Here is a 22,462-nt window from a genome sequence, read left to right on the forward strand (position 1 = left end):
ATGACTTGTCGCCGGTCGAGTACGAAAAGCAGTATTTTCAGCGGCTGTCGAGTGTCTAGAAAACTCGTGGCGATTCATGGCTCATCTTCCGTAGCCTTGGCCGCCCTAGCTGGTCGGACCGCGTGAATCATGAGACCGCATAAACACTGAATACATCATCGCTCCGCGAGCTGAGGCTTCGCTTGGTCAGCTTGACACAGCTTAACCAATGTAGCGACGGTTGTTCAGAAAATTTTCCCTAGTGCTAGTATTTATTTGAAGCAAATATTGCTCCACTGTAGGGGCGCTAGTACTGGGGGAATGTTGTGGACGTCACTGCAATCGCCAGCATTGGCATGCAAGCGGATCTTGCGCGGATGGAGAGCATCAGCCATAACACGGCAAATGTGCTTACTCCTGGTTTTAAACGCCAGATCCCCATCACCTCCGGTTTCTCCGCGCAGGTGTGGCAGGGCATGCAGCAAGGTGACCGGCAGAACACAATTCTGACCATGCAGCCCACCACCCTGGTTCCAGTGCAAATGATGGTCGATCCGTCCTCGGGCGCTCTCCGTCACACCGGCATTGTTCAGGATGTGGCCATCGAAGGCCAAGCCTTTTTTGAAGTCGCAACCCCGACCGGACCTGCTTATACCAAAGCCGGCAGCCTGCGCACCGATGCGCAGGGACGCCTCGTCAACCTCCAGGATTTTCCAATCATGGGCATCGGCGGCGAAATCCGACTGAACAACACGCCGTTCACCATTGCCGCAAACGGCGACGTTTCTCAGGACGGTCGCGTGGCCGGGCGCCTGAAGCTGGTGCAGTTCGATCACGCCGAAGGCCTGGTCCCGAGCGGCAACGGCATCTACTTGGCTGGCAGCGCGCAACAAGTGCAGGACGTGAAGACGCCGTCGGCCCTGCGAACCGGCTTCTTGGAGGACTCGAACGTCAGTTCGCCGCAGGAGATGGTACGCCTGACTGAAACCGTACGCCATTTCGAGTCCCTGCAGCGCCTGGTGCAAGGTTACGACGACACATTGGAAAAAACCATTCGTAAGCTCGGAGAGTTTTGACCATGAACGATTCGCTTTACATCGCCGCCACTGGCATGCACATGCAACAAAAGGGTGTTGATACCATCTCGAACAATCTGGCGAATGTGAACACGACGGGTTTCAAGAAAGGCCGCGTGAGTTTCGAGGATCTGGTGTACCGCGACATGGCGGGCGCCGCTGCGGCACTCGACAGCGCCAGCGTGCCGCAGCGCCTGTGGCAGGGCAGCGGCGTAGGCATGTCGGCAATCGTCAAGTCGTTCATCGCCGGCGAGCTGAAAAAAACCGACTCGCCGATGGACCTGGCGATCCAGGGCGAGGGTTTCATCGAGGTCGTCACGCAGGATGGGTCGCCAGCGTTTACTCGCGGCGGCACGCTCACCATCGACAAGGACGGTTATCTGGCCACGACCGGCGGACACGTGCTGAAGCCGTCCATCCACGTGGGTAATGACGCACGTACCATCGTGATCGAGGCGGACGGTCGGGTCATGGTGCGCACCAGCGACAACGGGCAGGCCCTTGAAGCAGGGCGTCTGGAGCTTGTGCGTTTTGCGGATACGAGCGGCCTGGCGGCGCTGGGCGGCAACATGTACAAGGCGACAGAGCGTTCTGGCGATCCGATTTCCGGCCGTCCGGGCGAAGACATGATCGGCACGTTCGTGCAGGGTTCGCTCGAAGCGTCCAACGTGAACCTGGTCGAGGAAATGGTGAGCCTAATCGTCGCCCAGCGTGCCTACGAATCGAGCGTGAAAGTGCTCCAGGCGTCCGACGAGATGCTCGCAATGAGCAACAACCTGCGTAAATAGCGGTTTTTAATCAGGCTCTTCAATGTCCTTCCAAACGTCCCTGTTGCTGGGCGCTGCCATGCTGTTGCCCATGCATTCGTATGCCCAGTTGCCCGATGGCTCCGCCCTGTCGGTCGAGCTGCGTACGGACGCGCTGGTCGGTCACGCGCGCATTGTTTTGTCGGACGTCGCTGTGATCCGTACGGATCGTACGCAGGCACCAGCACTCGTCGATGCCCTTGGCGCCGTCGAGCTGGGACGCGCGCCGCGTGTCGGCTACGTGGAGCGCTTCAGCCGAGCCCAGATCGAGCAATCCATCCATCGTACGACGGCGAACGTGGGCGCCGTGAACTGGAGTGGGTCTGCGGCGGTGGCCGTGCGTACCGAGGCGCAGGCGGTGGCGGCGCAAACTTTGGCCCAGGCCGCAATCGCGGCACTGCAGGGGCACTTGGCGGGCCCCGGCGACCGCACGACGATTACCGTGGAAGCGCCGCCCGCGGATGTGCTGGTACCGGTTGGCGAGGTCGCGTTGCGCCCGCGCGCCTTGGCGGCCAAACCGCGGAATGGCCGTGTTGCCGTGTGGATTGACCTTCACGTGAACGGCGAGTTGTATCGCAGCGTGCTGGTGCCGCTGTTGGTGTCGGTCCGCCAGCAGGCGTACCTGGCGCGCCATGTGATCACCGCCGGCAGCATTGCCACAGCCGCCGACTTCGAGGTCGCGGAGGCGGATGTGGCCGGCACCGATGCGCTGACGGCGCAGCAGCCGCTGGCGCCGTTCCGCGCCGCGCGGGAGTTGCATCCCGGCCAGCCATTGACTGCCGCCGCCATGCTGGCCGGAGGTACCGTGTTGCGTGGCGACCAAGTCCGTCTGACGATCCGGGCCGGAGCGATTGGCATCGACACCGCCGGTGTCGCCGTGGATGACGCTGGGCCAGGCCAACCGATCCGGGCACGCCCCAACGGCAGCCAGGATATCGTTACCGGACACCTTGGACCGTCCGGCGCCGTCATCGTCGATTGAGGGAATGCACATGAACTTCCGATTCCGGCACGGCGTGTTCCTCCTGCTGGCCAGTGCCAATGGCGCGACGGCGGGCGATAGCCTGTACCGCCCCGACATTTATCAGGCGCTCACTTCCGATCTGCGCGCGCGCCGCATCGGTGACCTGATTACCGTGATGGTCTACGAAAGCGCGAGCGCCAGCAGCACCGCCAACACGACCGCGGCGCGTGACGCCAATGTGGGCTTGAACGTGCAGGGGAGCGGTGAGCGCTGGGACGCACGCATCAATGCCGGTAATCAAATGGACGGCCGCGGTCGCACTGAGCGCGAAGGCAAGGTACTGGCGCAGATCACAGTGTCGATCCGCGCCATCGGCGAGCGCGGCGATTTGACGATCGCCGGCGAGCAGGTCGTGGACATCAATAACGAGCGCCAGCAGATCTCGATCGAAGGCCAGGTGCGCCCACAGGACGTTTCGGACACAAATGTCGTGCTCTCAACCCGAATCGCGAATGCGCGCATCCGATATTCCGGCCAGGGCGATGTGTCCGACAAACAGCGCCCGGCCTGGTGGCAGCGCCTTCTGAGCTTGTTCGGCGTGTGATGACGATGCTGCGACTTTTCGTTCTGACGTTGGCGCTGACCCTGGCGGGCGCGGCGGATGCCGATGACGCGATCCGGATCAAGGATATCGGCAAAGTGTCAGGTTGGCGCGAGAACGCCTTGACGGGCTACGGCCTGGTTACGGGCCTCGCCGGCACCGGCGACTCGGCGCGCAACAAGGCCACGCGCCAGTCGATCGCCAACATGCTGGCGCGGTTCGACCTGACGCTGGCGGCCGACGACGTGCAAAGCCGAAACGTGGCGGCCGTCATGGTCACCGCGACGCTGGCGCCGTACGCCCGCCCAGGCGACGCGATCGACGTGACCGTGACGTCGATCGGAGACGCCCGCAGCCTGGTGGGCGGTGCGCTGATGTTGGCGCCTCTCAAGGGGCCAGACGGCAAGATCTACGCGCTGTCGCAGGGCGCGTTGTCCGTTGGCGGTTACAAATACGACATGAACGGCAATGTGGTGCAGAAGAACCACCCGACCGTTGCGTCGATCCCAGGCGGCGCGATCGTCGAAGCGGGCGTTCCCGGGAATGAAGCCGGCGAGCGCGCCAACGTCACGTTCGTGCTGTCCGAGCCGGATTTCACCACGGCAAGCCGCGTGGCCAGCGCCATCAACGGCCGCTTCGGCAGCGAGCTGGCGATTGCTCGCGACGGTTCCGGCGTGGACATCGCGATTCCGCCGCAGCGGCGCGAGCGTATGACCGATTTCCTTACCGAGGTCGAGAACGTCATGGTGGAGCCGGACCGGCGCGCGAAGGTCGTCATCAACGAGCGCACCGGGACCATCGTCTCGGGCGGCGACGTGCGCATCACCAAGGTGGTGGTCTCGCATGGCGACCTGAAGGTGTCGATCATCACCGAAAACTCGGTATCGCAGCCGCTGCTGGTGCGCCAGACCGGGCCGGGCGTGCAGTCGCTGCCGGTGACGAACACCCGCGTGTCGGTGGAAGAGCGCGACGGCGCCGGCTACGTCATGGCCAACAACACCGTCGGGGACCTGGTGCAATCGCTGGCCCGGCTGAAGACGAATACGCGCGACATCATTTCCATCCTGCGTGCCGTGAAGGCCGCAGGTGCACTGCACGCCGACTTGGTCGTCCAATGAACCTGGAGACAACGTGATATCCGTAGTCGACAACAATCTGACCGCCTTGCTTAGCCTGGCCCTGGACGCCGCCCAGATGCGCCAGCAGGCGATCGCCCAGAACATCGCAAACGTCAACACGCCGGGCTACCGGCGCGTCAGCGTCAGCTTCGAGCAGCGCATCGCCCAATTGACCCGTAATGGGACAGGCAGTGCGGCGCAGATGCCGCCCGATCTGTCGTACTACCGCCCGAAGATCGAGTACGCAACCGGCGTCGAAGGTCCCGTCCAGCTGGATCAGGAACTGGCCGACATGTCGGAAACCGTGTTGCACCACCAGGCATTGCTGAAGGCATTGAACAAGCAGCTCGAACTGATCGGTCTCGCCATCAACGAAGGGAGACGCTAATGGACTTCAATTCGGCCTTCGCGATCAGCGCCAGCGGCATGGCGGTGGAAAAAATGCGCCTCGACGTCACGGCCGCCAACATCGCGAATATGCACTCGGCCGCCGCCAATGCCGGCGGCGTATACCGCCCGCTGCAAGTGGTGTCGCAGGCGGTGCCGCTGACCTTTGCGCGCAAATTTGGCCAACTGGTCGCGGCCGGCGGCGGCGCGCGCATCGTCGCCGTCGAGCCCCAGGCCGTGGCGCCGCGCATGGTGTACGAGCCTGGTCATCCATACGCGGATGCGAAAGGTTTCGTGGCCTATCCAGGCGTAAACCACACGGCCGAGATGGTGAACCTCAACACGGCGCTGCGCGCCTACGAAGCCAACGTAGCTGCCATGAGCGCGGCCAAGGCGATGGCGGCGCACGCACTGGAAATCGGAGGCAAGTGATGAGTATCGAAGCAATCGGCGCGATCGGCGCCGCCGTGGACGCGGACCGCCTGCTGGCGCCGGCCGCCACGCAACAGGTACAAGGCGGATTCGCCACGTGGTTCGCCGGCGAAGTGGGCACGGTCGACCGGAGCGTCGCCACGGTGCAAAACGATATCGGCAAACTGGTGAAGGGCGAAACCCGGAGCCTGCACGAAGTGATGATCCACATGGAAGAGGCCAAGCTGTCGTTCCAGCTGCTGGCCCAGGTGCGCACCCGTTTGCTCGAGGCGTACCAAGAAGTCATGCGCACGCAGGTCTAGGAGCGATAGGTGGCCTCGATCAAGGAATTCTGGACTGGGCTCGGCCGCGGCGCGCGCGCAGGCCTGGTGGTGGGCACGCTGCTGATCGTCTCACTTACGGTCGCACTGGGGGTATGGGCTTACCGACCGGATTACCAGGTGTTGTTCGCCGAGGTGGCGCCGCGCGATGCGGCCGCCATGACGGCGGAGCTGGACAAGATGAAGGTGCCGTACGAATTGGGCGAGAACGGCACGGCGATCCTCGTCCCGCGTGCGCTGGTGTACAAGACCCGCCTCGCGCTGATGGGCAAGGACGTGCCGCTGCATGGCGCGGTCGGTTTCGAGGTGTTCAACAACGCCGATTTCGGCATGACGGAATTCGTGCAGAAGGTGAACTACCTGCGCGCGATCCAGGGCGAATTGACGCGCACGATCCTCGCGATCGACGGCGTCCAGAACGCGCGTGTGCACCTCGCGCTGCCCGACCAAGGCCTGTTCAAGAAAGCCGTCACGAAGGCGAAAGCATCGGTCACCGTGACCATGAAGCCGGGCCAGGCCATGAGTCTGGAACAGGTCGCGGGCATCCAGCGCCTCGTGGCGGCGTCGGTCGCGGACATCGCCAGCGGCGACGTGACGGTGCTGGACCAGCACGGCGTGGCGCTGACGCGTGCGCAGGGCGACGAGGAAGCGAGTGGCGCGGCGGCGATGCAGCTCGACGTGAAACGCAGTACCGAAGAGTACATGATGAAGAAGGTTGCGGCGGTGCTGGACCGGACTTTCGGGCCGGGCGAGGCCATCGCCAGTGTGGACGTCGCGCTGAATCTCGATCGCGGCAAGCTGACCACCGAGGAAGTCCTGCCCTCGAAGGCCGGAACGGCGGACAGCGCCCCGACGGGCGTCGTCGTGCGCGAGCGCCAGACTCTGCGCGACGTCAGCCCCGCGGCAAACAATGCGCCGCCGGCAGCGGGCGGCGATATGACGAGCAACGAGGCCGAGTATCAGGTCGGCCGGCGCGTGGAACAGCTGGCGATCGCAGGCGGCACCGTGCGCCGCATGACCGTCTCCGTGATCGTCAAGCAGTCGCTGTCGGACGCGCAGCTCGACAAGCTGAAGGAAGTGGTGGGACTGGCCGTTGGCTTCAATCCAGCGCGCGGCGATGCCATCGTCGTCAATTCGATGGATCGCCTCGTTGCATCGGGTACTGCGCCGGTGGTGCCGATGGCTGCCGACCTGAACGCCATTGCCCGTGAGGCCGAGGCTCCGGCCCCCGTCCGTGGCGAGCCGGACAAGGCATCCGTCAAAGTCGTGGTCGGGGTGTTCACGGGACTGCTGGTACTGGCGGCCATTGCCGCCCTGGCTTGGATACGTTCGCGCCATGCCGCGTACCGACAGCCGCAGCCCCGCGTCCTCGACGACGCCGAGCGTGAACAGATGTTGGTCGATGTCCGCCGCTGGATCGCGGTGCGGCCAGTGGACGACGTCGTCGGGGAGGTGCACAAATGAACGGCCACCGCCAGGCTGCCGTGGCCTTGTACGGCTTATCGTCCAGCGACCAGGCGCGCATCCTCACCGAACTGCCGCCCCAGGACCAGCGCATCCTGCAGGAGTACCTGGCCGAGCTGGCCGCCCTCGGGTTCGACAAAGCCGCCAACATGAGCGAGGCCACGGCTCCGGTGCCCGTTGCGCCGGCCGCCGCACCGCTCGAACCGCAAGCGCGCCTGCGTGGGGCGGCCGCGGCCGATGTGTTGGCGGTCGTCGGCCATGAACCGGCGGCACTGATCGCGCAACTGCTCGCGATCGACAGCTGGCCATGGGCCGGCGCCGTGCTCGATGCGCTGGCGCCGCACAAACGCATGCTGGTGCGCGAGGCGCTTGATGCCGGCATTGCCGACGCGCCAGCACGCACACTTTTTCTGCTTGCCGCTGTTCATGCTGGGATGGCGCACGCGCCGGCGGCGTCTGCTCCCGCCCGTGCACGCCGGCTTCCCGCCTTCTTGTGCAAATGGTTGCCATGGACCCGATAATTCGCCTCGCCCAGGTGTCGCCCGTGACGCGCCGGATCGGCCGTGCCGCCGTTGCGGCTCCCAAACACACGGTTGTAGAGATGGTGCCCGCGTTCGATCCGTCTCAGCTCCCGAGTGCGCCGGTGGCCGCGCCCTCCGCCGTCCCGGCGAGCGCGCCGGCTGCGGCTGCGGCTGCGGACGCCGCTCCTGTCAACGCATGCGCGTGCGTGGACAAATTGGCGCGCGCGGAGCGTGAACACGAGGCTGCTCTGGCCCGGCGCGATGCGGAGATCGACGCGCTGCGCGCAGCCGCCCAGCAGGCAGCCATCGATCTGACAGACGCCTACTCGGACGCCGAACGGCGCGGCTACGAGGCTGGCGAGAAGCAGGGAAAACAGGCTGCGGCCGCAGCGATGCGGGCGGAAATCGACCGCGTGACGTCTCTCGCCGGAGAGATCGACAGCGCGCTGCGCAAGCTGACCGCCACGGCCGAAGATGCCATGGTGGACATCGTGTTCACGGCCGTTTGCCGCATCATTGGGGAGCGGGGCGCGACCCGGACAGCGGTGCAGGACGTGGTACGTGCCGCAGCCGGCGCCATGCGCGAGCGAGAGCAGTTGGTTGTGCGTCTGCATCCGGACGACGTCGCGCTCCTGAAAGACGACGCGGACGGTGGTGCTTTGCGCATCGACGCCGACCCGGCCGTGGCGCTGGGCGGTTGCATGATCGACGGGCCAACCGGCTCGCTGGACGCCCGCTTCGAAACCCAGCTTGAAGCGCTCGGAGCGGCGCTCAGGAGCGTGCGCGCGCAGCGGTTGACCGGGCAGGGGGCCGCTTGATGGAAGCCTATCTCGACGCCGTACGTACCGTCCCGCTGATGCGCCGTCGCGGCCGCGTGAGCGGTATCGCGGGTCAGAGCATCGAGGCGGTCGGCCCCGAGGTCACCATCGGCGAGGTGTGCCAGGTACGCCTCGACACCGGAGCAATGCTGACGGCCGAAGCCGTGGGCATGAAGCCCGGCCGGGTGATCCTAATGCCGTATGGCGAAATGCGCGGCATCGGCGTGGGCAACGAGATTCTCGCGACCGGGCGGTCGGCCTGCGTGGCGGTGGGCGATGGCTTGCTCGGCCGCGTGATCGATGCGTTCGGGGCGCCGCTGGACGGCATGCCGGCGCCGCGGCTTGCGGTGAGCCGGAACCTGACTGCGGATCCGATCAATCCTCTGACACGTCCCCGCATCGATCAGCTGCTGGAAACCGGCGTACGCGCCATCGACACGCTGTTGCCGCTTGGACGCGGCCAGCGTGTGGGGATCTTCGCCGGCAGCGGCGTCGGCAAGAGCACGCTGCTCGGGATGCTGGCGCGCGACGTGAAGACCGACATCAACGTCATCGCGCTGATCGGCGAGCGCGGACGCGAAGTGCGTGAATTCATCGAGAAGCATCTCGGCGCGGAAGGCCTCCAACGCAGCGTCGTCGTGGTCGCCACGTCGGACCAGCCGGCGCTGGCTCGCACGCGCGCCGCACATGCCGCCACGGCGATTGCCGAAGCGTTTCGCGACGAGGGCCGGCAAGTGCTGCTGATGATGGATTCGATCACCCGTTTCGCGATGGCGCGCCGCGAGATCGGCTTGGCCGCCGGCGAGCCGCCCACCGCGCGAGGCTATACCCCGTCGGTATTCGCCGACATTCCGGCCCTGTGCGAACGCTGCGGCACCACGGATTCCGGCGGGTCGATCACCGCGCTGTATACCGTGCTGGTCGAGGGGGACGATTTCAACGAACCGATTTCCGACATCGTGCGCGCCACGCTGGACGGCCACATCATGCTGTCGCGTGATCTGGCCCATGAAGCGCATTTTCCCGCCATCGATGTGCTGCAAAGTGCCAGCCGCCTCGCGGGCGAACTGGTGAATGAGGCGGAGCAGGAAGTGATGACAGCGGCCATCGAGCTTATCGCGACCCATGAGCGGAACCGGCAAATGGTCGATATGGGGGCCTACAAGGAAGGCAGCAACGAAGCGATCGACCGAGCCATCAAGCTGTATCCCGGTGTGCGTGCGGTCCTACGCCAGTCGGTCGTGGAGTCGAGCACCCGCGCCGAGGGCCTGGAACGTCTGCGCGCGGCACTGGACGGGGAGGCGCAATGAGCCGCACGCGCTTCCGTTATGCGCTCCAGCCGGTGCTGCTGACGCGCCAATGGGCGTTGGACACCTTGCTGCTCGAATTGGATGAGCACAACGCCGCCGTCGCGGCGCAGGCGGCACTGCAGGCTGAAACGCAAGCCAGGTATCAAGCCGCCGCCTCCGACTGGCGCGCGATGGCCGCAACGCCGCAGGCGCAGTCCGTACAGACCTTTGCCATGAACGGACGCTATCTCGCCGACCTTGCGCGGCAGATGCGTGAGCAGGCGGCGCGCATGGACGAGCTGAGCGCCGCCTGCGACGAGGTCGTCGCGCAGGTCGTGCGTGCGCAACGCGCGCTGGGAACCGTCGAACGGCACCGCGACGACATGCGCCGGCAATACATACAGAAGCGCGTGAGCGCGGATTTCAAATTGGCGGACGACCAATGGAACACACTGCAGACTGGAGGCGCGAGCCATGGCCATTAACCTAGATTCGACCCAGTGCGCCACGGCGGCTACAGCGGCACGGCTGGACCGGCACGATCCCGACGCACGCCAGGATCGCTGGATGCTGGAACTGGAGCGCGCGATGTTCTCCACGAGCGCAAAGAAGCCGCGCGGCGCCCACGGCGAGCAGGCCGTGGCGGCGCAGCAGGAGAGCGTGCGTCCGGACTTGGCGGAAGCGGCGCCGCCGCCTGGACAGCGGCCCGAGGGCTTCCCGCAGCGTGGCGCGGGCGGAGTGCGAGGCGTCGACAGTCAGTTGGGCGGCGCCGCGGATTCCGCAAAACGGACATGCCTGCAGACTGCCCGTGACGCCGTGGCCGACAGGAACGAGGATGCGAAGGCCGCCGCCGGACCGGTTGCCGTGGCCGCCGTCGTGCCTGCGTTCGCGCATGCGCAGGCGGGCGTGCAGACCGCGGCGGAATTCACCGCCACTGGGGGCGCGACGGACGTCGCGCCGGCGGTGCACCGCGTGCTGCGCGTTGCGGCCAGCAGCGACCCTATCGGATCCGTGCAGAACGTACAGGCAGCGCGCCAGATCGCGGTGCCGACGTTGGCATTATCTCAATCTGCGGCGCCGGCGCCCGAGGCCAGCATGCCGGCCGAAGCGGCACTGGACAGCGTGGAACGGCCGGCGTCAGACGCAGCCGGGTCGGCAGACGCGGTCGAATTCGACAAGCGTGTCATGCACCTGTTTGCCGGCACCGACGGCATGCACGCGTACATCCGCGACGCCGAACTCGGCGCCGCCCAGATGCGCAGCGTCGCCGCTGCGCTCAGCTCCGAGCTTGCGCTCGGCGGCCAGCCACTCGCCACGCTGACCGTCAACGGCAAACGGATCGGCCTGACAAAGAAGGATGTGCCGGGTGGTGCATTCGATTCCGACGGCTTGGCTTCGCCCGCCGGCGACGAGCCGGCCGGAGCGCGCCCCTATTCCTATTCTCTCACGCACGCGCGGAAAGACTCTTCCGAATGACTATCAGCACCGCAACCGCCGTCGGCACCCCGCAGGCCGCGCAGTCCAGCAATATTGGCATCGAGGACTTTTTGAAGATCCTAACGTCGCAGCTGAACAACCAGGATCCGCTCAAGCCCGTCGATAACCAGGAATTCGTGGCGCAGATCGCCCAGTTCGCAACCCTTGAACAGAGCCGGCAGCTCAACGTCAAAATCGATTCGCTGCTGACGGTGCAGGCGTCGACCCAATCGATCGGACTCCTTGGCAAGTCGGTCGATTTCACCCAGAGCGGCCAAACGCTTTCGGGCAAGGTCACGGGGCTGGCATTGGCCTCGGGGCAACCGATGCTAAGCATCACGACCGCGAGCGGGAGCGTCACCGATAACGTGAGCCTGTCGCAGCTCGTCAATATTCGCTAAGGACACATTATGTTCGATACCATCTTTATCGGCACTTCCGGGCTGCTGAACCATGCGAAAGGCCTGCGCGTGGTCGGCAATAATCTTGCCAACGTCAACACGCCGGGCTTCAAGAGCTCGCAGTTGCAGTTCTACAGCCTGTTCGAGCAGAGCGGAGGCCGCCCATCGCAATCGGAAGGGGCGAGGAATCTGGTGCGGACCGGTTCCGGCCTGGGCTCATTCGGCACGCAAATCAATTTCCGTGCGGGCCTGGAGCAGGGGACTGGTAATCCACTTGACCTCGCTATCGATGGCAATGGATTCTATGCCGTCAAGCGCGGTGACAACCTGCTGTACACGCGCGCCGGCGATTTCAATTTCAACGCCAAGGGCATTCTCGTCAATTCGGCCGGCGATCACGTGCAGGGTCTCGAGAATGGCCAGCTGACCGACATCAGCCTGGATAAGCTGGAGCGCAGTGCGCCGAAGGCGACCGCCACCGTGACGTTCCGCGGCGAACTGGCGCTGACGGCGGCCACGCCGCCGATCGACAAGACACTGGCCGGTGTCACTGTGCTGGACGCCAACGGTGTGGACCACCCGCTCAGCCTGAGTTTCCACAATGAGGGCAACGGCGTGTTCACGGTGACGGCAAAGGATGGCGCCAATGCGACGGTAGCCACCGGACAAATAAAATTTTCCGGGGGCGTGCCGGTCGCTGGGTCCAATTCGTTGTCCTTCTCGTACACCCCGGCCGGCGGTGCCGCGGCACCGCTCCTGCTGGATTTTTCCAAACTCGTCAGTGTGGAGACCACAACCGTGCCCATCAGCGTCGCTTCGCAGGACGGGTACGCGGTCGGGGTCAGAACCGACCAGACTTTCGACGCCGACGGCTTGCTGACGGTCCAGTATTCGAATGGACAAAAGGTCAGCGGCCCGCGGATCGCGCTCGCCGATTTCTCCAGTGAAGGTGCACTGGAAGAAGCGGGTGGAAGTACGTTCCGTACCGTGGGCGGGGCCGAGGCGCAGTACGGCTATGCCGGTACCGGAGGTTTCGGCAAGCTCGCTTCGGGCCGGCGAGAAGGATCGAATGTCGATCTGGCCGAAGAATTCGGCAACCTGATCCTTATGCAGCGCGGCTATCAGGCGTCGTCGCACGTCATCAGCACGGCCAACGACATGATCCAGCAATTATTCGACATGAAGGGTAACCGCTGATGTCCGCGCTCGTGGCCCGGCCGTTTCGCCTGCTGGGCGAGGGCGCTGTGCGCGCAGTGCGCACGGCGCTCATGCAGGCAGTTTCCGCCTGGACGGCCGATTGGGGGCTCGCGCCGGCGCTGGTCGACGTCGACGTGCACCGTGCCTGGGACGGCACATCGGCCCGGGCGCTGGCGTGGAACCATGGCGCACAGTCGAACGGCCGGCGCGCCTGGCTGGCGGTCGGCCCCGACGTCGCCACCGGTCTGCAACAGATGATGTTCCCGGCCGACCCTAGCTATGGTCCCGTCGGTAGCGCCACGCCCGCACTAGCCGCAGCGGGCGCGTTGCAGGCCCTCGACGCTTTGCTGGATGCGCTGCTGCGGACATCGTTGTCGAGCCAACACAATGTGCCGCGCTGCGGTGCCGCAGTTCCAGCCACATCCTGGGAGTACGGGTCGGGCGCTCTCGTGGCGCGGCTCGCGTTCGGCAGCCGGCATTTCCACGTCCTGCTGGACGGGCCCGCCGTGCAGGCGCTGGTGCCGCCGGCCGCGCCGCTCCCGGCCCTGAGGGCGGTCGACGTGGCGGCCGGCGTGGCCGACGTGCCAGTGTCGCTGCGGCTCCAAGCGGGCACGGCGCGGGTCGGGGTGGGGGCACTGTTGTCGCTGGCGCCCGGCGACGTCATCCGTCTCGACAAGCAAGCCGATGCGCCGCTGACGCTCGCGTCGATGTCGAGCCATCCGCTGTTCCACGCTTATCTCGGGCGCTGCCGCGACGAGGTTGCCGTCGAGCTCGTTCAAAGTCATACCCCAGTTGGAGAAGTGCAATGAGTCATACCAGCAGCAAAAGCGTCCTGGGGGTCATCCACCATGTCGAGTTACCGGAGTTGGAAGAACGTGGCGGTAGCGGCCCCGCGCTGCTCAATTCGCGTACTGAGTTGTTGGACAGTATCGGCGTCGACGTCTCCGTCGTCGTCGGCCAGACGCACACGACGGTGGGTCGCCTGATGAGCCTGAAACAGGCCGACGTCCTGAAAATCGACCGGGCCGTCGACCAGGTGGTCGACATCGTCGTCAACGGAAATATCGTCGCCCGCGGCCAACTGGTCGTGGTGGACGACAGCTTCGGTGTGCAGGTCACCGAAGTGGCAGCTGCCGTCCGGGCGTGAACATGACGCAGCAAGGTACCACCGTTCAGCCTGCGATTCCGTTCAAACGGGACGGCGGAAGCGGCGCCGCGCTCGCCTCGTCCGGCGTCGGCGTGCTGATCGTGTCGTTGCTTGTAATCGCCGCGGTTCTCGTTATCCGTAAGCGCCTGCGCATCGGGGCGCCGGCCGATGGCGGCAAAGCGCTGCTGCAGGTGCTCGAGACCCAGCGGCTGGGGCCGCGCGCGCTCGTGTCGGTGATCGAATTCAAGGGAACCCAATATCTTTTGGTGCAAAGCGAGCAGGGCGTCACCTGCGTTGCCAGCGTTCCTGCAGGAGGCCAGCCATGACGGTGTGGCGACGCAGGCCGGGGCCGTTGTTGACCGTGGCGATCGGCGCATGCGCGGCGCTGCTGTTGTGCGGTTCCGCGTGGGCGGCCGATCCGGCAATCAGCCTGCCGGGCATGCAGATCAGGATGGGCGCGGCGGGCAATGGCGGCGACATGTCGACAGCCGTCAGGATCCTGCTCGGGCTGACGGTGCTCAGCCTGGCGCCGGGCATCCTGATGTCGATGACGGCCTTCGTCCGCATCGTGATCGTCCTGTCGATGCTGCGCCACGCCCTGGGCATGCAGCAGACCCCGCCGAATACGGTCGTGGTCAGCCTCGCGCTATTCCTGACGTTTTTCACGATGGCGCCCACGCTCACCCGGATCAACCAGGAAGGCTTACATCCGTACATGGCGGGTCGAATGAACGCGGAAGTCGCGGTCGGCAAGGCTGTGACGCCGCTGCGCGATTTCATGGTGCGCCAGACGCGCGAGCAGGATCTGGCGTTGATGGTCGAGCTGGCGAAGGTCGCGCTGCCTACCACTATCGACGACATCAGCATGGTGCAGCTGATCCCGGCGTTTATGTTGTCGGAACTGCGGGCCGCGTTCCAGATCGGCTTCGTAATTTTCCTGCCGTTCCTGCTGGTCGACCTGATCGTCTCGAGCGCGCTGATGGCGCTGGGCATGATGATGGTGCCCCCGGCGTCGATTTCGCTACCCCTGAAAATCCTCATGTTCGTGCTGATCGATGGATGGGACCTGGTCGTCCGGGCTTTGCTGGGTACATTTTCTTGAATCGATGTACACATGTCCTCGACCGAGATCCAGCGCCAGGAGGTGACGCGGAAGCGCGTCATCGGCGACCGGGTCGCGTTGCTGGCGGAGTCGCCGTCGCCCCAAGCTGGGCCCGAGGCGGTATTTGCTCGTCTGGCGGAGCTGGCGGACTGGCGGTCGAGTTTGCGCTGGAGGATTCCGGCATGTACCTTCAGGAAGCGGGGACTTATGCCCACAATATGTATTCCGGCGTCCAATTGCGACAATTGCGCGGCAGGGTGAAGGTGGCGCTCGCCGAGATCGGCGCAAACCAGCGCAGAGTGATCGAGCTGCATTATCTGCAGCATCTTCCATTCGAAGATGTGGCAAGCCGGATGGCGCTGACGCGTGGGCGCATTTCGCTAATTCATAAGGAGGCACTGCACAACCTGCGCGCGCGGCTGACAAAGACCGACGCCATCGATCTGCAATGCTAGCAACGACGCACACATAGCATAGGAAACTACCATGACACACCCTACCTTGAGTATGCTGGACCAGGCCGAGCTGCTTCAACTGGCGAAGAACGCAAGCGACGGCGACGATTCCGCTGCGGCCATCGCGTACCTGAAGGAGGCTGTGTCGCGCACGGACGCCACCGGGGCCGCGCATTATTTGCTAGGGGCCGAGTATGCCCAAATTGGCATGTACGAGCGCGCTGTCGGCGAAATGGAAAGTGCGCTGGCGCTCGACCCGGCCCTGGCGACTGCGCGCCTGCAGCTCGGTTTGCTGTGGCTGGGCGGCGGCACGGTCGACCGCGCGGAATCTGTGCTGGCGCCACTTGCCGAGCTGCCGCCCGATGACGCGCACCGCCATTTCGGCGCGGGCCTCATCCTCCTCATCAAGAACCGCTTGGACGACGCTGCGGCACGTCTCGAACAAGGCATCGCCCTGAACAGGAGCAATGCACCCCTGAACAACGACATGCGCAAGATCATCGACGAGATCAGCCGCGTGCAAGCCGGCGCGGCGCCGGTGGTGCACGCCGCGGCCGGGGCGCTGGCGGCAGACGATACCCAGCACATTCTGTTGTCGGCCTACACGGGCAACACGACGCACTAGGCGACGGAACATGAGCGCAGCCATCGGCACGACCAACGAGCTGGTATCGGTCATTTGCACCACGCTTGGTGGCGCGGCGCCCGCAGCGCCGCGCCGCGCGCAGGCGCGAGCGAGCGGAGCCAGCAGCTATACGGACAGGCACCTCGCGGCGCTGATCGAAACATGGGTGCAGCAGATCGGGCGCGACGATCCGCAACGTGGGCGCAAAGCCTTTCGCGTCTTCCTCGAAGCAGTCTTGTTGACGCATTTGGGAGAAGAGTTAATGAACGATCCCCGTTTTTATCAAGTACTCGACGACGTGCAACATGTGCTGGAATTAGACGCGTCAAGCGCTCCGCTGGTCAAGCAAGCAGTCGATCAGTTGCTGTCGAAGCAATCCCAAGAGGCGCCTCCGCGGCGCTAATCACATTTATTCAAACAAGACACTTTATGCAGCCAGACGCAGCAACCCAACAGGACTTGAACGCCCGACTGACACGGGTCGAGGGTTACCTAAGATCCGATCCGTCCAACATCGAACTGCTGGGCATGGCCATCGATCTCAGCCTTGCCCTCGGCGACGCCGGGCGTGCGGCAGCCCATGCCGCCTCGGCGCGCGAACGCCATCCGTCCAACCCGTTCGTCGAGTACCGTTATGGCCACACCCTGATTGCGCAAGGCAAGTGGGCCGAAGCGGCGCCATTGTTCGCCGCCCTGCTGGAGGCACACCCGCATGTCAACGTAGCGTACAGCCTGGCGGATTGCCAGTTGCGCGAAGGCGAGTACGCCGCTGCGCTGGACACGCTGGCGCCATTTCGGGACGATCCGTCGTTGCCGCCTGAAGCGATCACGCTGATGTTGCGCGCCATGCATCACCTGGGCGACTTCGAAGGCGCTTCCGTGCTGGTGGAGGCGCACAAAGGCCGAATGGGCAACGACGTCGACTTCCTGGCCGCGGCAAGTTTACTGCACCTGGACAATGGCCAGGTTGAGCAGGCGGCAGCCCTGTCGGAGCGTGTGCTTGCAGGGGGACAGCGTCCGGTCGAAGCGCTAGTCACGAGCGGAACCATCGCGCTGGCGCGCACGGACACGGACCTGGCGATCGCACGTTTCAACGAGGTCCTTGCCAATAATCCATCCGAGGGCCGCAGCTGGTCCGGACTGGGGACTGCCAGCCTGCTGCGGCGCGACCTGCCGGGCGCCCGCGCCCAGCTCGGACAGGCCGTGCGCTTCATGCCGACCCATATCGGCAGCTGGCACGCGCTGGGCTGGTGCCAGCTGTTCGAGTCCGAGTACGTGGCTGCCAAACAGTCCTTTTCGATCGCGCTCGAGCTCGACCGCAACTTTTCCGAGAGCCACGGTGCGATGGCTGTCGTAGCCGCCTACAAGGGGGAGCGCGACTCGGCGAAACAGGCCATCGAGCGGGCGTTACGCCTGGATCCGACCTGTCTCTCGGCCCGCTACGCGCAGATGGTTATGAACGGCCAGACGTCGGATCCCGAGCGTTTCAAGGCCATTGCCTATCGTTTCCTCGCGGGGCGCAAGACCCTGTCGGGCGAAGCGGTCACGGACGTGGTCGAACGGATGCTGAGGCGCTGAGATGCGGTCGGATCTCGCGCTCCAGCTCCTGTCGGACCTGTTGTGGAATGCTCTGCTGATCTCGGCGCCGCTGCTGGCGGTGACGCTCGTGATCGGCCTCGTGGTCAGCGTGCTGCAGGTCGTCACGCAGATCCAGGAGGCGTCGCTCACGTTCATCCCCAAGATCGTCGGCGCGGTGATCGTGCTGGTCGTCTGCGGGTCGTGGATGCTCAAGCGCCTGGTCGGTTTTTCCGCGAACGTCATCGCCAACATTCCTTCGTATTTCTGAGGACGGCCGATGTCGATCGAAATCGATCCCGCCTGGATGATGACGGTCTTCCTGGTGTCGTTGCGGGTCGGCGTGCTGCTGCTGATGTCGCCGATCTTCACCGCCATCGACGGTCTCGTCACGGTGCGCGTCCTGCTGACGCTCGTGCTCAGCGGGATGCTGGTCTCCACCATGCAGTTGCCGGCCGCGCCGGTGGCACTGTCGATCGGCCCGGTGATCGTCGCGGCGCTGCAGGAAGCGGCCGTCGGGGTCACGCTGGCGTTCGGCGTCATGGCCGCGTTCGGGGCATTTTCGATGGCCGGCGAAATCCTCGATATCCAGAGCGGCTTCGGCCTGGCGAGCGTCTACGACCCGGTCACGCGCGGCGGGGCGCCCATGTTCGCGACCATGCTGAACATGCTGGGCGTGGTGGTGTTCTTCAGCATGGACGCGCACCACGCGTTCATGCGCGGGATCGCGTTTTCGCTGCAGCACGCCGCGCCGGGCGACGGCTTTGCCGCATTCCAGCCGGACGCCGTCGTGCGGATGTTCGGCCTGATGTTTTCCCTCGGCGTCGCGCTGATCATTCCTGTCATGCTGTGCCTGCTGCTGGTGGAAATCGGACTCGCCGTCGTCTCACGGGTACTGCCGCAGATGAACGTGTTCGTCGTGCTGGTCCCCGTCAAGCTGGCGGCGGGCGTCATCCTGTTCGCGCTGACGGTGCCGTTGCTGGGTTCGCCCATGGGCAGGGTGTATGCGGCCATTTTTCAATTCTGGGAACAGGTGCTGACGTAAATGGCAGAACGTGATTCGGATCTCTCGGAAGACGCGACTCCGTACAAGCTGGACAAGGCGCGCAAGGAGGGGTCGGTCGCCAAGAGCAATGACTTCATCGCGATGGCCATGATGGCCGCGCTGGTGGTGTCGCTCTACGCAACCGGATGGGACGGGCTGCGCCGGCTGCTGCGCATGCAACAGCGGATTCTCAGCCAGGGTGCGTCACGCCCGATGAGCGTGGACGCCACCGCTGCCTGGATGGGCGAGCTGGCCATCGGGATGCTGGGCCTGCTGGGGCCTTTCCTGCTGGCGCTGGTGGTCACCGCGGTGCTCGTCAACCTGATGCAGACGGGCCCCGTCTTCAGTTTTCATCCGCTCAAGCCGGACCTGACCCGGCTCAATCCGATGAACGGCGTCAAGCGCGTTTTTTCCATGCGAACCGTGTTCGACACCGTCAAGAGCGTGATCAAGCTGGCGGTGCTGGGGGCGCTGTTGTACGTGCTGATCAAGGACGCGATTCCCGGTCTGATCGGACTCTCCGGTGCGGAACCGCGGCGCTATCCGGCCGTGCTGCTGGCCCTGGCGGCCGGCATGCTGGTCAAGATCGTGCTGGCGCTTTTCGTGATCGGCACCCTGGATTTGATGTTCGCGCGCTGGGAATACGCCAAGAAGATGCGCATGAGTAAGCGCGACGTCAAGGACGAGGCCAAGAACCGCGACGGCGATCCGCGCATCCGCGCGCGCATCCGCGAACTGCGCAAGGAAATGCTCAAGCGCAGCAAGTCGATGGCGAACGTGCCGAAGGCCGACGTGCTCATCACGAATCCGACCCGTATCGCCATCGCGCTGACGTATGACCATGGCAAGTCGGCGGCGCCGCTGGTGGTGGCGAAGGGCGCCGGCGACATCGCGCGCAAGATGCGCGAAACCGCGCAGCGCCACCAGATCCCGATCGTGCAGAACCGGCCCCTGGCACGCGCCTTGTTCCGGGAAGTCGACTACGAAGGCTATGTACCGGAAAAGTGGTATCCGCAGGTCGCGAAGATCATGGTGTGGGTGTATTCAATGCGCGAAGCGAAACGCGCTGGACGAAAGGCAAGCTGATGTTACGTCGTATGTTTTCCAATAATTCGGACCTGGTGATGGTGATGCTCGTCGTGGGCATCCTGACCGTATTGTTCGTTCCCATCCCGTCCGGCCTGCTGGACTTTCTCATCCTGGTGAACGTCAGCTTTGCGATGCTGATCCTGCTGCTGACCTTCTACATGGGAAGGCCCGTGGAGTTCTCGACCTTTCCCTCGCTGTTGCTGATCGCGACGCTGTTCCGGCTGTCGTTGAACGTGGCGGCCACCCGGCTGATCCTGACGGACGCGAATGCGGGCCGCGTGATCGGGGCGATCGGTTCCTACGTCATCGGCGGGAATTACGTCATCGGGATGATCGTGTTCCTGATCCTGGTCGTGGTGCAATACGTCGTCGTCACGAACGGCGCACAACGCGTCTCCGAGGTGGCCGCGCGCTTCACGCTGGACAGCATGCCCGGGCAGCAAATGAGCATCGATGCCGACCTCAATATGGGATTCATCGACCAGGAAGAAGCCAAGCGCCGCCGCAAGACGCTGGAAAAGGAAACCGGCTTTTACGGCGCGATGGACGGGGCCAGCAAGTTCGTCAAGGGCGATGCCATCGCCGGCATCGTCATCCTGCTCATCAACATCGTCGGTGGCCTCGTGATCGGCGTCATGCAGATGGGGATGCGGTGGGACGAGGCGCTGCACACGTTCACCTTGCTGACGGTCGGCGACGGCATCGTCACCCAGGTGCCGGCACTGGTCATTGCCGTCGGCACCGGCATCATCGTCACCCGGTCGGCCTCGGACAGCAACCTGAGCACGGAAGTGCTGCGCCAGATGACGTCCTTTCCGAAGACGATGTTCATCGTGGCGGCGGCATTGTCCGCCATGCTGTTCCTCCCGGGTATTCCGTCGTTGCCGGTTCTGGCGATCATCTGCGTGCTGCTGAGTATCGGTTACGTGGTACGGCGCAAGGCCGGCGGCGGCGAGCCGGTGCCTGGCGCTGCCGCTGCCGCTGGCGACTTCGGCAAGGATGCCGCTCCGGCCGCCGCCGGCGAGTCCAATCCGTACGACATGTTGAAGGTCGAACCCGTCGAAATCCTGGTGGGGGCGAACCTTGCGCCATTGGTCAGCGGCGATGAAACGATTTTCATGGAACGGATCAGTGCGATCCGCAAGCAGTACGCGCTCGAATCGGGCATGGTCCTGCCGCGTGTCCGTTTCCGCGCCGCCCAGGCACTCGGCGCCAATGCGTACGAGTTGAACGTGTTCGGTGTGCTGGCGGGCCGCGGGGAGATCATGCCCGACCGTATCCTGGCCATTCACGCCGGCGGCGAGCCGCGTCCGCTCAAGGGCATCGAGACCAGGGAGCCGACGTATGGCCTGCCGGCAGTCTGGATCGAGGAGTCGGAGCGGGAACTGGCACGCGCGTCGCGGTACACGCTCGTGGATGCGATCACGGTGTTCATCACGCACCTCAGCGAAGTGCTCAAGCAGCAATCGGCCATGCTGCTGACCCGGACGGAGACCGACCGCCTGTTGCAACGGATTCGCGATCAGCAGCCCGGATTGGTCGAGGAACTCGTTCCGACGATCGTCTCGATCAGTGACATTCAAAAGATTTTGCAGAACCTGTTGCGTGAAAAAGTGTCGATCCGGAATCTCGAGCTGATCCTGGAAACGCTCGCCGACGTCGGCAGGAACAGCAAGGACCTGGGATACCTGACCGAGGTCATCAGGCAGAAGCTGGGTGCGGCGATCTGCCAGTCGCTGCTGGGAGACCTGGCTGCACTCCATGTGTTGACGCTCGATCCGGATATCGAACAAAACCTGACGCAGAGCCTGCGCGAGGCGGAGTCGGGGGCTGCGCTCGTCGTCGAGCCCCGTCTTGCCGAGCAACTGTTGAACCGGCTGGCGACCCACGCCGAGCGTATGATGAAAAGTAATATGCTACCGGTCCTCCTTTGTTCGCCGGACCTGCGACGTCATCTGCGCCTGCTATGCGAGCGCGTCATCCCTCACATGCGGATCATTTCGATGGCCGAGGTTCCGAATTCGATCAGCTTGAAAGCGTATGCGACAGTCAGCATGGTTTGATTAGGGCCATCGTTGACTTGGACAGCGAGGTGCCTGTTCCTTGTAAAGTGCTGCTGGGGCGCGTATGCATTTGCGGTGAACGATACTTAGCCGTTCGGTCGGGTGGACAAGGTTGCCAGACGCGGCATCGGCGCGACGTCGAGGTATCGCCGTTCCAATTGATTGAACGCTCGCGGCTTTGCAGCAGGCGTTCGGCCCACGGCAACGTTGGCCGACCGATAGCCGCCAGCATGCAATAGCGCGAACATCTGAAACACCTCGCACGCTTGTGTCGTGAATATTATGGGGATTCGCCGTAACGCGACGCGAATCATGCGGGTTACGCTCGTTGGAGAGGCGCTGCACGTCAGCCTTTCCATCGAGGTTCCACCTGAGGGCTGTCTTCTCTTTTCGAAGCAAGTCCTTTCTGGCTTCAGCCAGATCCCACCAATAGTTGGATGGTGCCCCAGAGCGTGGTGTATGAAGAGTTCGCCGGAATCGGCGTTTAGGAAGGCAGCCTGAAGGGCGGCCAT

General features: G+C 64.5%; 29 protein-coding genes. 28 read left to right on the forward strand and 1 reads right to left on the reverse strand.

The genetic code is table 11. From position 1 onward, the window contains the following. The first annotated feature begins 305 nt into the window (after positions 1–305). The 28 genes from QPK29_RS32045 (at position 306) to flhA (ending at position 21,950) form a co-directional block, all read left to right on the forward strand. The gene (locus tag QPK29_RS32045; protein WP_371772267.1) at positions 306–1,055 is read left to right on the forward strand and encodes a flagellar hook-basal body protein; all 750 of its coding nucleotides are present in this window, start codon (positions 306–308) and stop codon (positions 1,053–1,055) included. 2 nt (positions 1,056–1,057) lie between these two features. Then, complete coding sequence (gene flgG, locus QPK29_RS32050; RefSeq protein ID WP_371772266.1) at positions 1,058–1,843, forward strand: flagellar basal-body rod protein FlgG; 786 nt, start codon at positions 1,058–1,060, stop codon at positions 1,841–1,843. A 22-nt stretch (positions 1,844–1,865) separates the two neighbouring features. Then, a complete protein-coding gene (gene flgA / locus QPK29_RS32055) occupies positions 1,866–2,843 on the forward strand; it encodes a flagellar basal body P-ring formation chaperone FlgA (protein ID WP_371772265.1) in 978 nt (325 codons plus the stop codon). Between the two features lie 10 nt (positions 2,844–2,853). Beyond that, on the forward strand, positions 2,854–3,429 hold the full coding sequence (locus QPK29_RS32060; protein WP_371772264.1) for a flagellar basal body L-ring protein FlgH: 576 nt from the start codon (positions 2,854–2,856) through the stop codon (positions 3,427–3,429). A gap of 5 nt (positions 3,430–3,434) precedes the next feature. Then, entirely contained in the window at positions 3,435–4,544 is a 1,110-nt protein-coding gene (locus QPK29_RS32065; protein ID WP_371772263.1) for a flagellar basal body P-ring protein FlgI, read from the forward strand. Positions 4,545–4,557: 13 nt separating this feature from the next. After that, positions 4,558–4,932 (forward strand): flagellar basal body rod protein FlgB, encoded by a 375-nt coding sequence (locus QPK29_RS32070; RefSeq protein ID WP_371772262.1) that lies wholly within the window; start codon positions 4,558–4,560, stop codon positions 4,930–4,932. Beyond that, entirely contained in the window at positions 4,932–5,363 is a 432-nt protein-coding gene (gene flgC / locus QPK29_RS32075) for a flagellar basal body rod protein FlgC (RefSeq protein WP_371772261.1), read from the forward strand. Before QPK29_RS32070 ends, flgC begins: the two co-directional genes overlap by 1 nt. Beyond that, a complete protein-coding gene (gene fliE / locus QPK29_RS32080) occupies positions 5,363–5,665 on the forward strand; it encodes a flagellar hook-basal body complex protein FliE (protein ID WP_371772260.1) in 303 nt (100 codons plus the stop codon). The genes flgC and fliE overlap by 1 nt, the downstream gene beginning before the upstream one ends. Positions 5,666–5,674: 9 nt before the next feature. After that, complete coding sequence (gene fliF, locus QPK29_RS32085) at positions 5,675–7,147, forward strand: flagellar basal-body MS-ring/collar protein FliF (protein WP_371772259.1); 1,473 nt, start codon at positions 5,675–5,677, stop codon at positions 7,145–7,147. After that, positions 7,144–7,668: a hypothetical protein gene (locus tag QPK29_RS32090; protein ID WP_371772258.1), complete on the forward strand. Its 525-nt coding sequence runs from the start codon at positions 7,144–7,146 to the stop codon at positions 7,666–7,668. Before fliF ends, QPK29_RS32090 begins: the two co-directional genes overlap by 4 nt. Before the next feature lie 23 nt (positions 7,669–7,691). Then, the gene (locus QPK29_RS32095) at positions 7,692–8,486 is read left to right on the forward strand and encodes a FliH/SctL family protein (RefSeq protein WP_400189921.1); all 795 of its coding nucleotides are present in this window, start codon (positions 7,692–7,694) and stop codon (positions 8,484–8,486) included. Then, positions 8,486–9,796, forward strand: coding sequence for a FliI/YscN family ATPase (locus QPK29_RS32100; RefSeq protein WP_371772256.1), 1,311 nt, complete (start codon positions 8,486–8,488; stop codon positions 9,794–9,796). The genes QPK29_RS32095 and QPK29_RS32100 overlap by 1 nt, the downstream gene beginning before the upstream one ends. Next, the gene (locus QPK29_RS32105) at positions 9,793–10,260 is read left to right on the forward strand and encodes a hypothetical protein (RefSeq protein ID WP_371772255.1); all 468 of its coding nucleotides are present in this window, start codon (positions 9,793–9,795) and stop codon (positions 10,258–10,260) included. Before QPK29_RS32100 ends, QPK29_RS32105 begins: the two co-directional genes overlap by 4 nt. Further along, positions 10,250–11,251 carry a hypothetical protein gene (locus QPK29_RS32110; RefSeq protein ID WP_371772254.1) on the forward strand — a complete coding sequence of 334 codons (1,002 nt, stop codon included), beginning with the start codon at positions 10,250–10,252 and terminating at the stop codon, positions 11,249–11,251. The genes QPK29_RS32105 and QPK29_RS32110 overlap by 11 nt, the downstream gene beginning before the upstream one ends. Continuing rightward, a complete protein-coding gene (locus QPK29_RS32115) occupies positions 11,248–11,652 on the forward strand; it encodes a flagellar hook assembly protein FlgD (protein ID WP_371772253.1) in 405 nt (134 codons plus the stop codon). The genes QPK29_RS32110 and QPK29_RS32115 overlap by 4 nt, the downstream gene beginning before the upstream one ends. Before the next feature lie 9 nt (positions 11,653–11,661). Continuing rightward, positions 11,662–12,849 carry a flagellar hook protein FlgE gene (locus QPK29_RS32120; RefSeq protein ID WP_371772252.1) on the forward strand — a complete coding sequence of 396 codons (1,188 nt, stop codon included), beginning with the start codon at positions 11,662–11,664 and terminating at the stop codon, positions 12,847–12,849. Continuing rightward, positions 12,849–13,658 carry a FliM/FliN family flagellar motor C-terminal domain-containing protein gene (locus QPK29_RS32125; protein ID WP_371772251.1) on the forward strand — a complete coding sequence of 270 codons (810 nt, stop codon included), beginning with the start codon at positions 12,849–12,851 and terminating at the stop codon, positions 13,656–13,658. Before QPK29_RS32120 ends, QPK29_RS32125 begins: the two co-directional genes overlap by 1 nt. Further along, entirely contained in the window at positions 13,655–13,996 is a 342-nt protein-coding gene (locus QPK29_RS32130; protein ID WP_371772250.1) for a FliM/FliN family flagellar motor switch protein, read from the forward strand. Before QPK29_RS32125 ends, QPK29_RS32130 begins: the two co-directional genes overlap by 4 nt. A gap of 2 nt (positions 13,997–13,998) precedes the next feature. After that, a complete protein-coding gene (locus QPK29_RS32135; protein WP_371772249.1) occupies positions 13,999–14,322 on the forward strand; it encodes a flagellar biosynthetic protein FliO in 324 nt (107 codons plus the stop codon). Beyond that, positions 14,319–15,098 (forward strand): flagellar type III secretion system pore protein FliP, encoded by a 780-nt coding sequence (gene fliP / locus QPK29_RS32140; protein WP_371772248.1) that lies wholly within the window; start codon positions 14,319–14,321, stop codon positions 15,096–15,098. Before QPK29_RS32135 ends, fliP begins: the two co-directional genes overlap by 4 nt. A 182-nt stretch (positions 15,099–15,280) precedes the next feature. Further along, positions 15,281–15,553 carry a sigma factor-like helix-turn-helix DNA-binding protein gene (locus tag QPK29_RS32145; RefSeq protein ID WP_371772247.1) on the forward strand — a complete coding sequence of 91 codons (273 nt, stop codon included), beginning with the start codon at positions 15,281–15,283 and terminating at the stop codon, positions 15,551–15,553. 31 nt (positions 15,554–15,584) lie between these two features. Then, the gene (locus tag QPK29_RS32150; protein WP_371772246.1) at positions 15,585–16,178 is read left to right on the forward strand and encodes a tetratricopeptide repeat protein; all 594 of its coding nucleotides are present in this window, start codon (positions 15,585–15,587) and stop codon (positions 16,176–16,178) included. Between the two features lie 10 nt (positions 16,179–16,188). Continuing rightward, on the forward strand, positions 16,189–16,581 hold the full coding sequence (locus QPK29_RS32155; protein WP_371772245.1) for a hypothetical protein: 393 nt from the start codon (positions 16,189–16,191) through the stop codon (positions 16,579–16,581). A 56-nt stretch (positions 16,582–16,637) separates the two neighbouring features. Then, positions 16,638–17,756 carry a tetratricopeptide repeat protein gene (locus QPK29_RS32160; protein ID WP_400189923.1) on the forward strand — a complete coding sequence of 373 codons (1,119 nt, stop codon included), beginning with the start codon at positions 16,638–16,640 and terminating at the stop codon, positions 17,754–17,756. Between the two features lies 1 nt (position 17,757). Beyond that, positions 17,758–18,024, forward strand: coding sequence for a flagellar biosynthesis protein FliQ (fliQ, locus tag QPK29_RS32165; RefSeq protein WP_056128258.1), 267 nt, complete (start codon positions 17,758–17,760; stop codon positions 18,022–18,024). A 9-nt stretch (positions 18,025–18,033) separates the two neighbouring features. Next, complete coding sequence (locus tag QPK29_RS32170; protein ID WP_371772243.1) at positions 18,034–18,798, forward strand: flagellar biosynthetic protein FliR; 765 nt, start codon at positions 18,034–18,036, stop codon at positions 18,796–18,798. Then, entirely contained in the window at positions 18,799–19,884 is a 1,086-nt protein-coding gene (locus QPK29_RS32175; RefSeq protein WP_371772242.1) for an EscU/YscU/HrcU family type III secretion system export apparatus switch protein, read from the forward strand. Then, a complete protein-coding gene (gene flhA, locus QPK29_RS32180) occupies positions 19,884–21,950 on the forward strand; it encodes a flagellar biosynthesis protein FlhA (RefSeq protein WP_371772241.1) in 2,067 nt (688 codons plus the stop codon). The genes QPK29_RS32175 and flhA overlap by 1 nt, the downstream gene beginning before the upstream one ends. 86 nt (positions 21,951–22,036) lie before the next feature. Here the strand turns inward: flhA and QPK29_RS32185 are convergent. Next, positions 22,037–22,462, reverse strand: a 426-nt coding sequence (locus tag QPK29_RS32185) for a hypothetical protein (protein ID WP_400189924.1), incomplete at its 5' end; no start/stop codon positions are given.

Source organism: Massilia orientalis, from assembly GCF_030411975.2.
Taxonomy (GTDB): domain Bacteria; phylum Pseudomonadota; class Gammaproteobacteria; order Burkholderiales; family Burkholderiaceae_D; genus Telluria; species Telluria orientalis.

What these genes read in the sequence shown, in the direction of transcription:
- flgG (WP_371772266.1), top strand. Translation starts at nt 1,058, where the DNA reads ATGAACGATTCGCTTTACATCGCCGCCACTGGCATGCACATGCAACAA.
- flgA (WP_371772265.1), top strand. Translation starts at nt 1,866, where the DNA reads ATGTCCTTCCAAACGTCCCTGTTGCTGGGCGCTGCCATGCTGTTGCCC.
- QPK29_RS32060 (WP_371772264.1), top strand. Translation starts at nt 2,854, where the DNA reads ATGAACTTCCGATTCCGGCACGGCGTGTTCCTCCTGCTGGCCAGTGCC.
- QPK29_RS32065 (WP_371772263.1), top strand. Translation starts at nt 3,435, where the DNA reads ATGCTGCGACTTTTCGTTCTGACGTTGGCGCTGACCCTGGCGGGCGCG.
- flgC (WP_371772261.1), top strand. Translation starts at nt 4,932, where the DNA reads ATGGACTTCAATTCGGCCTTCGCGATCAGCGCCAGCGGCATGGCGGTG.
- fliE (WP_371772260.1), top strand. Translation starts at nt 5,363, where the DNA reads ATGAGTATCGAAGCAATCGGCGCGATCGGCGCCGCCGTGGACGCGGAC.
- QPK29_RS32090 (WP_371772258.1), top strand. Translation starts at nt 7,144, where the DNA reads ATGAACGGCCACCGCCAGGCTGCCGTGGCCTTGTACGGCTTATCGTCC.
- QPK29_RS32100 (WP_371772256.1), top strand. Translation starts at nt 8,486, where the DNA reads ATGGAAGCCTATCTCGACGCCGTACGTACCGTCCCGCTGATGCGCCGT.
- QPK29_RS32105 (WP_371772255.1), top strand. Translation starts at nt 9,793, where the DNA reads ATGAGCCGCACGCGCTTCCGTTATGCGCTCCAGCCGGTGCTGCTGACG.
- QPK29_RS32110 (WP_371772254.1), top strand. Translation starts at nt 10,250, where the DNA reads ATGGCCATTAACCTAGATTCGACCCAGTGCGCCACGGCGGCTACAGCG.
- QPK29_RS32115 (WP_371772253.1), top strand. Translation starts at nt 11,248, where the DNA reads ATGACTATCAGCACCGCAACCGCCGTCGGCACCCCGCAGGCCGCGCAG.
- QPK29_RS32120 (WP_371772252.1), top strand. Translation starts at nt 11,662, where the DNA reads ATGTTCGATACCATCTTTATCGGCACTTCCGGGCTGCTGAACCATGCG.
- QPK29_RS32125 (WP_371772251.1), top strand. Translation starts at nt 12,849, where the DNA reads ATGTCCGCGCTCGTGGCCCGGCCGTTTCGCCTGCTGGGCGAGGGCGCT.
- QPK29_RS32130 (WP_371772250.1), top strand. Translation starts at nt 13,655, where the DNA reads ATGAGTCATACCAGCAGCAAAAGCGTCCTGGGGGTCATCCACCATGTC.
- QPK29_RS32135 (WP_371772249.1), top strand. Translation starts at nt 13,999, where the DNA reads ATGACGCAGCAAGGTACCACCGTTCAGCCTGCGATTCCGTTCAAACGG.
- fliP (WP_371772248.1), top strand. Translation starts at nt 14,319, where the DNA reads ATGACGGTGTGGCGACGCAGGCCGGGGCCGTTGTTGACCGTGGCGATC.
- QPK29_RS32145 (WP_371772247.1), top strand. Translation starts at nt 15,281, where the DNA reads ATGTACCTTCAGGAAGCGGGGACTTATGCCCACAATATGTATTCCGGC.
- QPK29_RS32150 (WP_371772246.1), top strand. Translation starts at nt 15,585, where the DNA reads ATGACACACCCTACCTTGAGTATGCTGGACCAGGCCGAGCTGCTTCAA.
- QPK29_RS32155 (WP_371772245.1), top strand. Translation starts at nt 16,189, where the DNA reads ATGAGCGCAGCCATCGGCACGACCAACGAGCTGGTATCGGTCATTTGC.
- fliQ (WP_056128258.1), top strand. Translation starts at nt 17,758, where the DNA reads ATGCGGTCGGATCTCGCGCTCCAGCTCCTGTCGGACCTGTTGTGGAAT.
- QPK29_RS32170 (WP_371772243.1), top strand. Translation starts at nt 18,034, where the DNA reads ATGTCGATCGAAATCGATCCCGCCTGGATGATGACGGTCTTCCTGGTG.
- QPK29_RS32175 (WP_371772242.1), top strand. Translation starts at nt 18,799, where the DNA reads ATGGCAGAACGTGATTCGGATCTCTCGGAAGACGCGACTCCGTACAAG.
- flhA (WP_371772241.1), top strand. Translation starts at nt 19,884, where the DNA reads ATGTTACGTCGTATGTTTTCCAATAATTCGGACCTGGTGATGGTGATG.